We start from the raw sequence: 17,658 nt of genomic DNA on the forward strand, positions 1-17,658 counted from the left end.
CATGAAATTGGACAATCAGGAAACTTTTGCCACCCCATTTGCTTTTAAAAGTGAGTGGAAAAACGCGATTAACGATGATGAGTTTATCAAAGTTTTCTCTTCAGATATTTTAGAGAATTACATCATCAACAAGCGCTGGTATGGTGGAAAATCAAGTACACTCAAGTATATTGAAGTTGTGGATCATTTTAAAATTACCTCAAAGAAGAACACCTATTACGGTGTTTTATTGGAGGTCAATTTTAAAGAAGCCTTTTTCCAACACTATTTTATGCCAATTGCCTTTATGACCTCCGATGAATTGGATACGAGTACCATTATTTCTCCGGCAAGGTTTGCTCACATTGATGGGTATTTAGTTGATGCGTTGCATCAAGAAGATTTTCGGAAGTTACTCTATGATAACATCGCTCATTCGACGCATAATAAAGAGTTTAAACTCGTGTTTCACAAAGGGATGCACTTGGGTAATGTGGCTTATAAATCCTCCAAATTCATGGGGGTAGAGCAAAGTAATACTTCTATAGTGTACAACGATAGTTTTGTATTAAAAATTTTCCGTCGTATTTATGTGAGTACCAATCCCGATTATGAAATCAGTCGCTTTTTGACCGAGCGCATGGAATACAAAAACACCCCCGCCTATATGGGTAGTATTAATCTCGCGCTTCCTGAAGGAAATATAACTTTGGGATTAATGCAAGAATTGGTACCCAACCAAGGCGATGCATGGAAGTTTATGCTTGACCATTTGGATACGGTGTTTGATACGTTAACACGTAAAAAAATCAAAGTCAGCAAGCTGCCACAAATTCCCATGTTTAGACGTTTGAAAATTCAAGAAATCCCCCCTGAGATCATTGATTGGGTAGGATTGAGTCTTTTTTTACGCATTCAAACGTTAGCGCTACGCACAGCTGAAATGCATGTAGCGCTTGGTGGCGATAGTCATGACACAGCTTTCACCCCCACGCGTTACAATGGCGATTACTCGGTTTGGTTGAAGAATCGTTTGCTGTACCAATTCCAAAATCGCTTAAATATTATTGAAAATAGTTTGCATAAACTTGACGGATTGGCACTTGAACTAGCGCATCAGTTTCTTGAACATAAAAAATTAATTCGTAAACACTTTGTAGATTTCGATTGGACCAAAATGAAGTCCGAGCGTATCCGTATCCACGGCGATTATCATTTGGGACAAGTCTTGGTCAACGGCGATGATTTTTACATCTTGGACTTTGAGGGCGAACCCGAAAGCACCATACGCGACCGAAAAGTCAAACAGCCTCCTCTGAAGGATGTGGCTGGCATGTTTCGATCATTTCATTATGCAATTTATGCTACCATTTTCAACAACCGCGACAAGTATCCACAGGATCAAGAGGAATTGTTTGACGCTGCCGAATTGTTGTTCCGTTACTTGATAGGTGCCTTTTTGGATACCTATATCGAAAAAGTTCAAGCCGGAAACTTAAATATTGGCTACAGTCAAGAAATCGAATTTCTGTTGAAGTATTGTCTTCTCGAGAAAGCGGTCTATGAGTTGGGCTATGAGTTGAATTCTCGTCCTCGTTGGGCGGTAATACCTCTGCGCGGTATTCAAAGCATTATGAATTATTAGGAGCCACAGCACCAGTTTTCAACATAACGCCGCTCCGGCTATACACTGTATCTCACTCCGTAAACTCTGTGAGGATGCCGCTACTATCCGGGCTAAAAAAGAAATAAAAATTACTAACCTTAAAACCTAACAGGTTTCAAAAACCTGTTAGGTCTCACACCACATGAATCCAGTACAACACCACTCCCTCTTTACCGATTTCGACATCGATTTGTTCAAAGCCGGTAAAAATTTTAAACTATACGAAAAATTAGGCACCCACCTCCTCGAAGTTGATGGCGTTCAAGGATGCTATTTTGCCGTTTGGGCGCCCTCGGCCAAAAATGTATCCGTAGTAGGCGATTTCAACTATTGGGTGGAAGGCCAACACCCACTTCAAGTGCGTTGGGATAGCTCGGGCATCTGGGAAGGGTTCATTCCCGGAATTGATAAAGGCACCAAATATAAATTCAAAATACAATCCAATCACGGCGATGTCATCACCGAAAAAGCCGATCCCTTTGCACTTTATTGTGAAACGCCACCGCACACCGCCTCGGTAGTTTGGGATTTGGACTATAAATGGAAAGATGCCAGTTGGATGAAAAATCGGGCCAACCACAACGGTTTGGACAAACCCATGTCGGTGTATGAAGTGCATTTAGGGTCATGGAAACGCAACCTTGAACAAAATCGGTCGTTGAGTTATATCGAGCTCGCTGAGGATCTTGTGAATTATGTAAAAGAAACCGGATTCACTCATGTGGAGTTTATGCCTATCATGGAATATCCCTTTGATCCTTCTTGGGGCTATCAGTTGGCAGGGTATTTTGCCCCAACTTCGCGCTTTGGCAAACCCCAAGATTTTATGTTCTTGATCGATAAATTGCACCAAGCGGGGATAGGCGTGATTCTCGATTGGGTACCGTCGCATTTCCCGAGCGATGCTCATGGTTTAGGCTTTTTCGACGGCTCTCATCTGTATGAACACCCCGATATTCGAAAAGGCTATCACCCCGATTGGAAAAGTTTGATTTTCAATTATGGTCGCAATGAAGTCCGGTCGTTCTTGATTAGCAACGCCATCTTTTGGCTGCAATATTACCATGCAGACGGTTTACGTGTCGATGCGGTCGCCTCTATGTTGTATTTAGATTATTCAAGAAAAGACGGGGAGTGGGAGCCCAACATGTACGGAGGAAGAGAAAATCTCGAAACCATCAGTTTCCTCAAGGATTTCAACGAAGCCGTATATCAAATGTTTCCCGATGTACAAACCATTGCCGAAGAAAGTACCAGTTTTCCTATGGTGTCACGCCCCACTTTCTTGGGAGGTTTAGGTTTTGGTATGAAATGGATGATGGGCTGGATGCATGATACCTTGCAGTATTTTAAAAAAGAACCCATTTACCGAAAATACCATCAAAACGACATTACTTTTTCAATGACCTATGCCTTTACCGAGAACTTTATGTTGCCATTATCACATGATGAAGTCGTTTACGGAAAGCATTCTATTCTTGGACGAATGACCGGTGATGAATGGCAACGATTTGCCAATCTTCGGTTGTTGTATGGCTATATGTTTACACATCCCGGCACTAAATTGCTATTCATGGGAAGTGAATTTGGCCAAAGTGGGGAATGGAATTTTGAGCAAAGTCTCGAATGGCACTTGTTGCAATACGATTATCACAAAGGAATCAAACAATACATTACCGATTTGAATGCCTTATACCGCAATACTCCTGCCTTGTATGAAAAACAATTTTCCGCCGAGGGGTTTGAGTGGATTAATTATAGCGATAATGAAAATTCTGTCTTGGCCTACATTCGCAAAGGGACCCACGAAAAAGAGCACGTCATCATCGTTTGTAATATGACTCCGGTTGTTCATGACCATTACCGTATAGGGGTTCCGAAAACAGGAAAGTTAAAGGAGCTATTCAACTCCGATAAATCCGAATATGGGGGAAGTAATGTGGTACATCACCAACCGGTCAAAGTTGATAAACTTCCCTGGAACGGACGAGATTTTTCAGCCGAAATTCAGTTGCCTCCGTTAGGAATGGTCGTTTTTACACTTTCGTAGTGCCTAACATGGAAATATTTGCTTAAAAGTCCGATTCCCCTCGGACTTTTTTAATTTAATATAGTAACAAAGAAAAGCTATTCACACCGCAAACGTTGTAGTTAAAAATAAGAATATTAGGTTGTTAATTTATCGCTTTCAACTTTGTAAATTTGACACTTTTACATTTACATTCTTATGATTATTAATACCGAACTGGAGTATAAAGGCGATTTATTTCCGTCCACGATAACCTCCTACACCAAAGAAGTTGATTCTATCGATTTCTTTACAGATAATAATGTAATCATGCGTGTTACCGTTTTGCGCGATAGCATGATTCGTTTTCGATTTACGGCCAAAGGGTATTTTAGCAATGATTTCTCCTATGCTATAGACAAAAGTCAATCCCATGGTTACAATGTGTTGGAATTGAACGAGTTTGAAGATCATTATAAAATACAAACGAGCAAAGTATATGTCATCGTTCAAAAGCAAAGTGCTCGTGTGGGTATTTATGAACTCGATGGCGCTCCGATTGTCGAAGACGAGCTGGGTTTTCATTGGGAAGAATCCTATGAATTTGGGGGAAATATTGTCAAAATGAGTAAAATGTCTCCCGAAGGTGAAAGCTTCTATGGATTAGGTGACAAAGCCACCCATCTAAACTTAAAAGGCAAACGCCTCGAAAATTGGGCTACCGACCAATATGCCTTTCATAAAGATCAGGAACCCTTGTATAAAGTTGTTCCTTTTTACATCGGACTACGCAATACTAAGGCGTACGGTATTTTCTTTGACAATACTTTCCGTTCCTTTTTTGACTTCAGTCATGAACGTAAAGGAGTCACAAGCTTTTGGGCCGATGGGGGTGAAATGAACTACTATTTCATCTATGGACCCAAAATGAGTGATGTGGTCACCACCTATACCCATTTGACCGGAAAACCCGAATTGCCGCCTCTTTGGACGCTGGGCTACCATCATTGCAAATGGAGTTATTATCCTGAAGCTAAGGTGAAAGAGATTACTTCAAAGTTTCGTGAACTCCAAATTCCCTGTGATGCTATCTATTTAGATATTGATTATATGGAGGGTTTTCGTTGCTTTACCTGGAGTAAAGAGTATTTTCCAGAACCCAAGCGTATGGTGCAAGAATTGGCCAAAGATGGGTTTAAAACGGTAGTTATCATTGACCCTGGGATTAAAATAGATAACGAGTATTGGGTCTACAACGAAGCGCTCGAAAAAGATTATTTCTGTAAACGTGCCGATGGTCCGTATATGAAAGGAAAAGTGTGGCCAGGTGAATGTAATTTTCCAGATTACACCAATCCTGAAGTGCGCGAATGGTGGGCTGGATTGTTTAAGGAGTTAATTGCCGAAATCGGTGTGAAAGGCGTATGGAACGATATGAACGAACCTGCGGTCATGGAAGTTCCTACCAAAACTTTCCCGCTAGACGTTCGTCACAACTATGATGGTAACAATTGCAGTCACCGCAAAGCCCACAATATTTACGGTACCCAAATGGCTCGCGCGACCTACGAAGGCGTGAAGCGATTTGCCTTCCCCAAGCGTCCGTTTATTATAACCCGTTCAGCCTATTCGGGAGCACAACGCTATACTTCTTCTTGGACTGGTGATAATGTGGCTACCTGGGAACATTTATGGATTGCCAATGTGCAAATGCAACGCATGTCCATTTCAGGCATGGGCTTTACAGGGAGCGATATCGGAGGTTTTGCCGAACAACCCAGTGCTGAGTTGTACGCACGTTGGATTCAATTGGGTGTGTTTCACCCCTTTTGTCGTACCCATTCTTCGGGACACCATGGCGATCAAGAACCGTGGAGTTTTGGGGAAGAAGTCATTGAAATTACACGAAAATTTATCGAACTACGCTACCAATTATTGCCGTATCTCTACACCATGTTTTGGCACTATATCAACGATGGAATTCCGATGTTGAAACCATTGGTGTATTTTGACCAAGAAGATCCCCAAACGCATTACCGAACCGATGAGTTTTTATTTGGAAATCAAATTTTTGTCTGTCCCATTTTAGAACCCAATGCCCTAGGACGTCGCTTGTATTTACCCCAAGGCAACTGGTATAACTATTGGACCCAAGAACTGGTTCGCGGAAAACGAGAGCTTTGGGTAAGTACCGATTTTGACCAAATCCCCATTTTTATCAAAGAAGGTGCTATTATTCCCAAATATCCTGTTCAACAATATGTGGGACATATCGAAAGTCCCGAATTGCGTTTGGAAGTGTATTTCAAATTAGGGAAAGAAAAATCGTATGTCTACGAAGATGCTCAAGATGGGTATGATTATACCAAAGGGCGATACAGTAACAAAACCTTTAGCCTAAACGGAAAAGAAAACGAACTTTTTATTACGCAACATCAAGAAGGTTCTTTTGAAACGCAATACCAAACGATCACGATTCAAGTGATTGGATTGCCTTTTGACGTGAAAGGAATTGAAATTGACAATGAAAAAATTCTTTTTGACAAAGAAGCAATTAACGTGGCTGAAGGGATTGTTATCGACAAGGATTTCACCGAATTGCATATCATCGGAGTGTAAGTTTTGTATTTTTGTGTAAAATTTAACCCTATGAATTACAAAAAGTTGACCTCCGGATTCGTTGCCATTTTACTTTTTGCCGCATGCGCCTCCAATCCTTTTACAGGAAAGAGTACTATGGCTTTTGTGCCAAATAGCGAGTTATTGCCTTCTTCTTTTCAACAGTACAGTCAATTTTTGTCCGAAAATAAAGTGGTGACCAATACACCCGAAGCCCGCAAAGTGGAGCAGATTGGCACCAAAATCAAAGTGGCCGCCGAACGTTGGTTGCAAGCCAATGGGCATCCCGAATACCTTAAAGATTACCAATGGGAATACCGATTGGTAGAAAGTAAAGAGGTCAATGCATGGTGTATGCCGGGAGGGAAAATTGTATTTTATACCGGTATTCTTCCCATTACGCAAACCGATGCAGGTTTGGCGACCGTCATGGGACATGAGGTAGCACATGCCTTATGCAACCATGGCCAACAACGAATGAGTGCAGGATTATTACAACAATTGGGAGCCATAGGCGTTGGCGCCGCTGTAGGAAATAAATCCGCAGAAACCCAACAACTCGCCATGACCGCTTATGGAGTTACCACACAAGTAGGAGGGATGATGCCTTTTAGTCGTAAGCATGAGAGTGAAGCGGATAAAATAGGACTTTTACTGATGGCCATTGCGGGGTATAATCCCGAGGAAGCCATTCCGTTTTGGGAGCGTATGGGCGCTAAGTCGGGAGGACAAGCCCCTCCGGAGTTTTTAAGCACACACCCTTCTGATGCTACCCGTATGGCGCAAATTCGCGAATTGTTGCCTGCCGTAAAAACCGAAGCTGCAAAATTCGGAGTTAGCTTTAAATAAATCATTTTATTCTTCTATATTTGAAGTCATCACAGGAGTTGTGATGACTTTTTTAATTGTATTCATTCGATATGTCAAATCTTCCTAAAGGCCATCCTAAGTTGTTGAATGCATGGGCATTCTATGATTGGGCCAACTCGGTGTATAGTTTAGTAATTGCTTCTGCTATTTTTCCGATTTATTATGAGCAAATCTTCGAGTTAGCAAACCGAAAAAACGCATTATTTCTAGGATATAAAATTAAAGCAACCGCTATGATTTCTTTCGTCACTGCTTTTGCCTTTATTTGGGTCGCTATTTGTTCCCCTTTTTTGTCGGGAATTGCAGACTACTTAGGAAATAAGAAGTCTTTTTTACGCTTTTTCTGTTATATGGGCGGTTTGTCATGTATTGGATTGTATTGGTTTGACATTGAAAATCTAACCCTTGGATATGCCTTTTATTTCTTTGGACTCATCGGATTCTGGGCTAGTTTGGTATTTTACAATTCCTACCTGCCCGATATCGCATTTCCGGAACAACAAGATCGGGTGAGTGCACGCGGATTTTCGATGGGTTACATTGGTAGTACGATATTGCTCATTGTCAATTTGGCCATGGTGATGTCGGTAGAAGGTATGGAGAAAATTGCCATGATGAAATACTCGTTTATTATGGTAGGCGTTTGGTGGATAGGATTTAGTCATATTACCTACTATTATTTACCCAAAGGTAACCGCACGAATGTACCGCTAACCAAAGATTTTATTTTCAAAGGATTTCACGAGTTGAAACAGGTCTGGAAGCAAATGCAACAAAACCTACCCTTAAAACGCTATTTGAACAGTTATTTTGTGTTTATCATGGCGGTTCAAACCGTGATGCTAGTGGCTACTTATTTTGGTGCTACCGAAGTACAATGGGAGAATCCAAGTCAAAAAACGACGGGGTTAATCATCAGTATTTTATTGATTCAATTGGTGGCTGTCTTGGGTGCCTTTCTTACTTCACGGGCTTCAGAAAAGTTCGGCAACATTAAAACATTAATTTTTCTCTGTGCCTTTTGGGCTGTACTCTGTTGCTTTGCCTATTTTATAACCTTGCCCATTCATTTCTATGCTACGGCGGGATTTGTTGGCTTGGTAATGGGTGGTATACAATCATTGGCACGTTCGACGTATTCAAAATTATTACCCGAAACCGACGATACGGCCTCGTTCTTTAGTTTTTATGATGTTACCGAAAAAGTAGGTATTGTTATCGGAATGACCATTTATGGCGTCATTGATCAAATTACTGGTTCCATGCGTAATGCCATTGTTTTTCTAGGACTATTTTTTGTATTCGGATTGATTCTATTGTTTCGGGTTCCTAAAAATGTAAATCTGAAAAACTAATTTTATATATTTGAAAAAATTTTAACAACAATGAAAAAATTAAGTTTCCTAGCCTTAGCTGTATTTGCCCTCTCTTTTTATTCATGTGATGTTGAGCCTGTAGATCCTGCGGCTATAGCCAATGCAGCTAACAATCCAGGTGTAGGCGGAAACAACGGCGGAAGTGGATCTGCTATAACAGGGACATATATATTGACAGCCTTTAATACAAGTGTACCAACGGATCTTAACAATGACGGTACAAGCTCCATTAATCAAATGTCTGAAACCAATTGTTTTAATAATTCACTTTTGACATTAAATACTAATGGAACCTTTACAGCAGATACCAAAGGGGTTGAAATTGATTTAAATACGACCCAATTAGCTTGTTTTGTAGATCCAGATATCAATGGGACTTGGACTCTACAAGGAAATACATTAAGGTTGTCTTACACTGAGGGTGGCGTACCTTATACTGATGAATATACTGTTGTTGGAAATACCTTGGTTATGGTTATTGAAGATGGATCAATTGTAGGAACTACTGGAGGTAACCCTATCTATTTGAATTCTGATATTACCTTCATCTATACAAAACAATAATTAGATAACATAAAGTTTACTAACCGCCACTTTGGCGGTTTTTTGTTTTATGGCATAAATGTTGACCTTTTTCTGATGAAAACATCGATGAATAGCAAAAAGCCTTTATTTAATGGGTTTTTCTTGGTTATATATCGATTTTTTGATGGGTTTTGCCATAGCATCTCCTACCTTTGTTTACGGAATTGTTAATATTTAAATGTCATTTTGACAAAAAGCCATTATGTCGAATCAAAAACTTATCTCTTTTGACAGTTTGTCCTTGCAGGACTTCAATGCCGATGCGGAAATGATCCCGCTCATGACTCCCGAAGATGAGGAGGAAATGGCCAATGAGGACTTGCCCAAGACGCTTCCTATACTCCCTTTACGCAATACGGTTCTTTTTCCGGGGGTTGTAATCCCAATTACAGCCGGTCGTGATAAGTCCATTAAACTGATCAATGATGCCAATGCCGGTGATAAAATCATTGGTGTTGTGGCGCAAAAGAATGAAGATATTGAAGATCCATCGATAAACGATATCTATCCCATCGGAACAGTTGCTCGAATTTTACGGGTGCTCAAAATGCCCGATGGTAATGTAACGGTTATCCTTCAAGGGAAAAAGCGTTTTGAAATCGATGCCATGATTTCAGAAAGGCCTTATTTTAAAGCTGATATCAAAGAAGTCCCTGAAAAGCGTCCAGGTGTTTACGATACCGAATTCAACGCTATTATTGACTCTATGCGTGAATTGGCCATCGAAATCATCAAAGAAAGTCCCAATATTCCCACCGAAGCTACTTTTGCCATTAAGAATATTGAAAGCCAATCGTTCCTTATCAATTTTATTTCTTCCAACATGAACTTGTCTGTTCAAGAGAAGCAAAATTTGTTGGAAATGAATGTATTGAAAGAACGTGCCCTGGAAACATTGAAATATATGAATGTCGAGTTGCAAAAATTGGAACTCAAAAACGATATTCAAACCAAAGTGCGAATTGATCTTGATCAACAACAACGCGAATATTTCTTGCACCAACAAATGAAAACCATTCAGGAAGAATTGGGTGGGGTTACATATGAGCAAGAATTTGAAGAAATGCGGCAACGTGCCAAAGCCAAAAAGTGGGACGAGAAAACGGCTAAAAATTTTGAAAAAGAATTTTCTAAATTCCAACGTATGAATCCGCAATCGCCTGATTTTGGTATTCAACGTAATTATTTGGAATTGATTCTCGATTTGCCTTGGGAGCACTTTTCAAAAGACAAGTTTGATCTGAAAAATGCCCAGAAAATATTGGATCGAGACCACTTTGGATTAGAAGATGTCAAAAAACGAATCATTGAACATTTAGCCGTTTTAAAACTCCGTAATGATATGAAATCGCCGATTTTGTGTTTAACCGGACCTCCAGGGGTAGGGAAAACGTCGATTGGTCGATCGATTGCGGAAGCATTAGGGCGCGAATACGTTCGTATTTCACTCGGTGGTTTGCGCGACGAAGCTGAAATTCGAGGCCATCGTAAAACCTATATTGGAGCGATGCCCGGTCGTATTATTCAAAACATCAAGAAAGCAGGAACTTCCAATCCCGTTTTTATACTAGATGAAATCGACAAACTCTCTATTAGCCACAACGGCGATCCCTCGTCGGCTTTGTTGGAGGTTTTAGATCCCGAACAGAACAATTCGTTTTATGACAATTTCCTCGAAATGGGTTACGATTTGTCGAAAGTAATGTTTATTGCCACTTCAAACACCATGTCGACCATACAACCTGCTTTACGCGATCGTATGGAAGTCATTCAAATGTCGGGTTACACGATTGAAGAAAAAGTCGAAATTGCACGTCAACATTTGGTTCCCAAACAGTTAAAAGAGCATGGGTTAACATCAAAGGATTTGACTATTGGTAAAAAACAATTAGAAAAAATTGTAGAAGGGTATACCCGTGAATCTGGCGTGCGTGGATTGGAACAAAAAATTGCTCAAGTCATACGAAATGCCGCGAAATCCATCGCTTTGGAAGAAGCATACAATGTGAAATTGACTGATGAACATGTAGTGACAATTTTAGGTGCTCCCAAATTGGAACGCGATAAAGCAGAAGGCAATGAGGTTGCTGGGGTAGTAACTGGCTTGGCTTGGACTTCGGTTGGAGGTGATATTTTATTCATCGAATCATCGATTTCGAAAGGAAAAGGGAGTCTTACTTTGACCGGAAACCTTGGGAATGTAATGAAAGAATCAGCAACTATTGCATTAGAATATATCAAAGCCAACGCCGAGTTATTTGGATTAGATCAAGATATCATTGGCAAGTACAACATTCACCTCCATGTACCCGAAGGGGCCACACCCAAAGATGGACCCAGTGCAGGTATCGCCATGTTGACTTCGATTGTTTCTTTACTGACCCAACGAAAAGTGAAGAAAAGTTTGGCTATGACTGGTGAGATTACCCTTCGTGGGAAAGTTTTACCCGTAGGAGGAATCAAAGAAAAAATCTTGGCAGCCAAAAGAGCCAATATCAAAGAGATTATTCTATGTCATGAAAATGAAAGTGACATCAATGACATCAATGCTGAATACCTCAAAGGGTTGACTTTTCATTATGTCAAAGAAATGCAAGAAGTAATCACCTTGGCACTTACCACTCAAAAAGTAAAAAATGCCAAAGCGATCGCATAAAGCAATCCATTTTTCATAGAATAGCGCTGGGATATCCTGGCGCTTTTTTTTGGCGTCATTTTCAGAGTCCCGTTAAAAATAATATCTTCGCATTTCCGTTATACCCTTTGTGTTGTTCAAAACTATGACCCCTAAACTGCAACTTTTATGTGTGCTGCTTTGTACTTCCCTTGGGTGGAGTCAAGTGGGAGGTCGTTCGGTATATCAGTTTCTTAATTTAGTCACCTCTCCACGTCAAGCGGCCTTGGGCGGAAAGGTAATTACCCTGTACGATTCGGATGTCAATCAAGCATTATTCAATCCAGCTACTATCAATCCTGAAATGGACAATCATCTGGCGGTGAATTATGGCAGTCTTTTTGGAGAAGTAACATATGGCACAGCAGCCTACGCCTATACCTATGATCGTCATGTTCAAACGTTTCACGCGGGAGTGAACTATGTCAATTACGGTTCTTTTCAAGGGTATGACGAATTCGGAACACCCACCAATACGTTTACAGGAAGTGAAATGGCACTGTCTTTGGGCTATGCCTACAACATTCCTTTTACGAGTATATATTTGGGTGCCAATGCCAAACTTATTTCCTCAACGTTAGAATCGTATAGCTCGTTTGGCGCGGCCGCCGATTTTGGTTTTTTGTTTATCGACGAACGCAATGATGTCAATTGGGCGCTTTCGGTGCGAAATGTGGGCACTCAAATCACCACTTTTGCGGGTACGCGCGAGCGTCTCCCTTTGGAAGTTCTTATTGGTGTTTCGCAAGAATTGGATAACGTACCTATTCGTTGGCATTTAACCTTGGAAAATCTACAGCAATGGAATGTGGCATTTTCCAACCCCAATCGAGCCGTGGGTACCATCGATGGAGGGTCAAATGAAGAAAAAGTAGGTTTCATCAACAATGCTCTACGTCATGTCATTTTTGGAGTGGAATTGTTTCCTCGAAAAAGTGTTAATTTGCGTTTGGGGTATAATTTCCGTCGCGCCGAAGAATTACGCATTGTAGACCAACGAAATTTTTCGGGAATTTCAGCCGGTTTTGGGTTGAAAATGGGACGATTGAAATTTAATTATTCCTATTCAAGGTATACTTTGGCGGCCAATACAAGTTTGTTTGGGTTGACCATTAACCTTCAAGATGATTATTAAAATTTTATTTTATTGAAAAAAATTACCATTGCCATCGACGGATTTTCCTCCACAGGGAAAAGTACTTTAGCCAAACAACTAGCGCAACAACTAGGCTATGTTTATGTGGATACAGGGGCCATGTACCGCGCTGTAACCTTATACGCGATGCAACACGGATTCGTATCTCCCCATCATTTGGATGCCGAGGGGCTAACAGCCGATCTCAAACAAATCACGCTGCATTTTGTGTTTAATGCCGAGTTGGGTTACGGTGAAATGTACCTCAATGGCGTCAATGTTGAACGCGAAATCCGCACGCTAGAGGTCTCATCATTAGTAAGTAAAGTTGCCGAAATTTCTGCGGTTCGTGCCAAATTGGTCGAACAACAACAAGCCATGGGAAAAGAAAAAGGGGTGGTGATGGATGGCCGCGATATTGGTACCGTGGTATTTCCCGATGCGGCATTGAAAATATATATGACGGCTAGTCCAGAAACGAGGGCGCTACGGCGTTTTGCTGAGTTGCAGGCCAAAGGCGATTCGGTTACGTATGAAGCAGTGTTGCAAAACGTAAACGAGCGGGATTATATCGATACCCATCGGGCCGATTCCCCCTTGGTAAAAGCGGATGATGCTGTAGAATTGGATAATTCCAACCTAAGCCGGGAAGCCCAACTACAACGCGTAATGGAATGGGTAGCTGCCAAAACGAAAACGATGTAATCCTTTGTGAATCTCATTTATTCTCGTAGCTTTACGAGCTTGATTAACCAAAACGAATAATAATTATGAGTGTAAAATACAGACTAATTTTCATGAACTTCATGCAATTCTTTGTATGGGGAGCATGGTTGATAACGATTGCTAATTATTGGTTTGGAACGCGTCAATGGGATGGAACACAATTTGGATTAGTGTTTGGAACCATGGGAATAGCTTCTTTATACATGCCTACCATCACAGGAATTATGGCCGACCGTTTTATTAATGCCGAACGACTGTATGGTATTTTACATTTATTATATGCCGGAGTCTTGTTTTATTTACCTCAAGTAAATGATCCATCTACCTTCATTTATGTGATGTTATTGGCCATGAGTTTTTACATGCCAACAATCGCTTTATCTAACTCAATCTCCTATACAGCTTTAAAAAATAGCCCAAATAGCGATGTAGTGAAAGATTTTCCGCCTATACGGGTGTGGGGAACAATTGGTTTTATTGCAGCTATGTGGCTCACTAATTTAACAGATAGTAAGGCTACTGAATATCAGTTTTATATCGCAGGAATTGGTGCCATTGTTTTAGGACTGTATTCATTTTCTCTTCCAAAATGTCCACCCCAACGCAATACCGAAGAGAAGAGATCACTTGGATTGGAATCGTTTAAGTTATTTGGCAATTATAAAATGGCTCTATTCTTTATTTTTTCTATGTTTTTAGGAGGCGCTTTGCAATTAACCAATGCGTATGGGGATGTATTCTTAGATGAATTCAAAAATGTGGCTGAATATAAAGATTCCTTTGTCGTGAAATATTCGACAATTATCATGTCAATTTCTCAAATTTCAGAGACGCTTTTCATCTTAGCCATTCCGTACTTCCTGAAACGTTTTGGCATCAAACAAGTGATGCTAATTTCTATGTTGGCTTGGGTATTGCGTTTTGGACTTTTTGCCTATGGAAATCCAACCGATGGGTTATGGATGATTATATTATCTTGTATTGTATATGGGATGGCTTTTGATTTTTTCAATATTTCTGGGTCACTTTTTGTTGAAACTTCAACTTCGGCTACTATTCGTTCCTCAGCGCAAGGGTTGTTTATGATGATGACCAATGGATTTGGAGCGATATTAGGTAGTTTCACTTCCGGTTGGGCCATTCAAAAATATTATACCCATGACGGTGTACGCGACTGGCACAACATTTGGTTAGCTTTTGCCGTGTATTCACTTATTATTGCTATTCTATTTGCCCTTTTCTTCAAACACAAACACAATTCCGAGGATGTGGCTCAAGTGAGTCATTAATATACTATACCAAACCCTTTCTTCGGAGAGGGTTTTTTGTAGCTAATGGCTTAATTTTCTGTATGAAATGTTTTGAGGTTAAGAATAAAAACGTACTTTTGCACACCTTTTGGCGAAGAAGAGTTTCCAATTGGTATTGAATCATTTACGTAAAACACTGTTGTGTATTTTACTCGCTCAAGAAACTCGAAAAGCACAGCATACAAATAGAATCATCAGCATGGCTGAATTAAACAAAGATCAAGTAGCGTTTTTAAATGAATTTAACTGGCATAACTATGCCGAAGGAATCGACGCAGTAGACGAAAACAATTTAAGAGAATTTGAAGACTTAGTTGCTAAGACTTTCATTTCTACCGACAACGAAGAAGTGGTTGAAGGTGTGGTTGTTCGTATTACTGACCGTGACGCTATCGTTGATATTAATGCAAAATCGGAAGGTGTTATTTCTTTAAACGAATTCCGTTACAACCCAAACTTGAAAGTTGGGGACAAAGTAGAAGTATTAATCGATGTACGTGAAGACAAAACAGGACAATTAGTACTTTCTCACCGTAAAGCAAGAACAATCAAATCTTGGGATCGTGTAATCTCAGCTAACGAAACAGGAGAAATCGTTAACGGTTTTGTGAAATGTAGAACTAAAGGAGGTATGATCGTTGACGTATTCGGAATCGAGGCTTTCTTACCTGGTTCTCAAATCGACGTGAAACCTATCCGTGATTACGATGTATACGTTAACAAAATGATGGAATTCAAAGTGGTAAAAATTAACCACGAATTCAAAAACGTTGTAGTATCACACAAAGCGTTGATCGAAGCAGATATCGAAGTTCAGAAAAAAGAAATCATCGGTCAATTAGAAAAAGGTCAAGTATTAGAAGGTGTGGTTAAAAATATCACTTCTTACGGTGTATTCATCGACTTAGGCGGTGTAGACGGATTAATCCACATCACTGACTTGTCTTGGTCACGTATCAACCACCCAAGTGAAGTATTGGAATTAGACCAAAAATTGAACGTGGTTATCTTAGACTTTGATGATGAGAAAACACGTATCCAACTAGGTTTAAAACAATTACACGCTCACCCATGGGATGCTTTAGGATCTGAATTATCAGTAGGTGATAAAGTGAAAGGTAAAGTAGTGGTTATCGCTGACTACGGTGCTTTCATTGAAGTTGCTGAAGGTGTTGAAGGATTGATCCACGTTTCTGAAATGTCTTGGTCGACTCACTTACGTTCGGCACAAGATTTCGTAAAAGTAGGTGATGAAGTAGAAGCTGTGATCTTAACCTTAGACCGCGATGAGCGTAAAATGTCTTTAGGTATCAAACAATTATCACAAGATCCTTGGACGGATATTACCTCTAAATACCCTGTTGGTTCGAAACATACTGGAATTGTTCGTAACTTCACTAATTTCGGTATCTTCGTTGAATTAGAGGAAGGAATCGACGGTTTAGTATACATTTCTGATTTATCTTGGACGAAAAAAATCAAACATCCATCAGAATTTGTTAACGTAGGTGATAAATTAGATGTAGTTGTGTTAGAATTGGACGTAGACGGAAGAAAACTTTCATTAGGTCACAAACAAACAACAGAAAATCCATGGGATAAGCACGAAGCAGCTTACGGTGTAGGAACGGTTCACAGCGGAACTATTGCTGAAATCGTTGACAAAGGCGCTACGGTTGATTTCGGAGATGATGTGATTGCTTTCATTCCTGCACGTCACTTAGAAAAAGAAGACGGTAAGAAATTGAAAAAAGGAGAATCTGCTGAATTTAAAGTGATTGAGTTCAATAAAGAATTCAAACGTGTAGTAGCTTCTCATACCGCAATCTTCAGAGAAGAAGAAGAGAAAAACGTAAAAGCAGTAGAAACTACTTCTACTAACGCTCCCGCTTCAACTTTAGGAGATAACAATGACATCTTAGCTGAATTAAAAGCTAAAATGGAAAAAGGTGAAAAATAATCACTAGTTGATTAACACATATTTTAAAATCCCGGACTTAGGTTCGGGATTTTTTTTTACCCAAAAAACCAATAGTGTATTCTTGTCGTATATGTCTAAACAAATAAGATAGTAATACTTAAAAAAAATTGTTATGAAAACAAGAAATCAATTGGTTCAATTCGTTTAAGCCGGATTATTATGCTCAGGTATTGCTTTTGCGCAAAGTGAAAAAACAGTCAATGTAGGCGGAGCTCCCAGGTATCCTTCCAAAAACATTGTTCAGAATGCTCTCAATTCAAAAGAGCATACCACTTTAGTGGGTGCCGTAAAAGCCACCAGTTTATTCGATGTATTGCAAAGCGCTGGACCATTTACCGTTTTTGCACCCACCAATGCTACCTTTGATAAATTACCTGCAGGAACCGTGGTCTATTTGTTGAAACTCGAAAATTTAGAAAAACTGCAAACGGTATTGAAGTTTCATGTCGTTGCAGGAAAATTTTCTGTCGAAGAGTTGATGAATCTTGTCAAAAAAGGGAAGGGGAAAGCAACATTAAAAACGGTATCCGGTGGCGAATTAACAGTCACACAAAAAGGCAATGCACTCTCGGTGAGTGACCGAAATGGAAATGTAGCTACCGTTACCATCGGCAATGTTTTCCAATCCAATGGTGTTATTCATGTGGTAGATACCGTTGTGTTACCGTAAATAGTTAATTATGTTTTGTTAGGTTTAAAATGAAAAGACAGATTCGTAGATGAATCGGT

At 40.1% G+C, this 17,658-nt stretch carries 12 protein-coding genes; all 12 read left to right on the plus strand.

Annotation, left to right across the window (positions count from 1 at the left end; translation table 11 throughout):
• Position 1: 1 nt before the first annotated feature.
• Positions 2-1,624: a trehalose synthase gene (locus tag ABWO12_RS03140; protein ID WP_353087140.1), complete on the plus strand. Its 1,623-nt coding sequence runs from the start codon at positions 2-4 to the stop codon at positions 1,622-1,624.
• Positions 1,625-1,787: 163 nt separating this feature from the next.
• Positions 1,788-3,695: a 1,4-alpha-glucan branching protein GlgB gene (glgB, locus tag ABWO12_RS03145; protein ID WP_353087142.1), complete on the plus strand. Its 1,908-nt coding sequence runs from the start codon at positions 1,788-1,790 to the stop codon at positions 3,693-3,695.
• 177 nt (positions 3,696-3,872) lie between these two features.
• Positions 3,873-6,272 carry a glycoside hydrolase family 31 protein gene (locus ABWO12_RS03150; protein ID WP_353087144.1) on the plus strand — a complete coding sequence of 800 codons (2,400 nt, stop codon included), beginning with the start codon at positions 3,873-3,875 and terminating at the stop codon, positions 6,270-6,272.
• Between the two features lie 30 nt (positions 6,273-6,302).
• Entirely contained in the window at positions 6,303-7,121 is an 819-nt protein-coding gene (locus ABWO12_RS03155) for a M48 family metallopeptidase (RefSeq protein ID WP_353087145.1), read from the plus strand.
• A 71-nt stretch (positions 7,122-7,192) separates the two neighbouring features.
• Entirely contained in the window at positions 7,193-8,497 is a 1,305-nt protein-coding gene (locus ABWO12_RS03160) for an MFS transporter (RefSeq protein WP_353087146.1), read from the plus strand.
• A 30-nt stretch (positions 8,498-8,527) separates the two neighbouring features.
• Positions 8,528-9,082, plus strand: coding sequence for a lipocalin family protein (locus tag ABWO12_RS03165; protein ID WP_353087148.1), 555 nt, complete (start codon positions 8,528-8,530; stop codon positions 9,080-9,082).
• Between the two features lie 223 nt (positions 9,083-9,305).
• Positions 9,306-11,759, plus strand: coding sequence for an endopeptidase La (gene lon / locus ABWO12_RS03170; protein WP_353087150.1), 2,454 nt, complete (start codon positions 9,306-9,308; stop codon positions 11,757-11,759).
• Between the two features lie 124 nt (positions 11,760-11,883).
• Entirely contained in the window at positions 11,884-12,912 is a 1,029-nt protein-coding gene (porQ, locus tag ABWO12_RS03175; protein WP_353087152.1) for a type IX secretion system protein PorQ, read from the plus strand.
• Positions 12,913-12,924: 12 nt separating this feature from the next.
• Entirely contained in the window at positions 12,925-13,617 is a 693-nt protein-coding gene (gene cmk / locus ABWO12_RS03180) for a (d)CMP kinase (RefSeq protein ID WP_353087154.1), read from the plus strand.
• 65 nt (positions 13,618-13,682) lie between these two features.
• Positions 13,683-14,927: a nucleoside permease gene (locus ABWO12_RS03185; RefSeq protein ID WP_353087156.1), complete on the plus strand. Its 1,245-nt coding sequence runs from the start codon at positions 13,683-13,685 to the stop codon at positions 14,925-14,927.
• A gap of 220 nt (positions 14,928-15,147) precedes the next feature.
• On the plus strand, positions 15,148-16,908 hold the full coding sequence (rpsA, locus tag ABWO12_RS03190) for a 30S ribosomal protein S1 (RefSeq protein WP_353087157.1): 1,761 nt from the start codon (positions 15,148-15,150) through the stop codon (positions 16,906-16,908).
• Between the two features lie 190 nt (positions 16,909-17,098).
• Entirely contained in the window at positions 17,099-17,599 is a 501-nt protein-coding gene (locus ABWO12_RS03195; RefSeq protein WP_353087183.1) for a fasciclin domain-containing protein, read from the plus strand.
• Positions 17,600-17,658: the final 59 nt, after the last annotated feature.

Origin of the sequence: Flavobacterium sp., assembly GCF_040379285.1 — a bacterium.
GTDB lineage: Bacteria > Bacteroidota > Bacteroidia > Flavobacteriales > Flavobacteriaceae > Flavobacterium.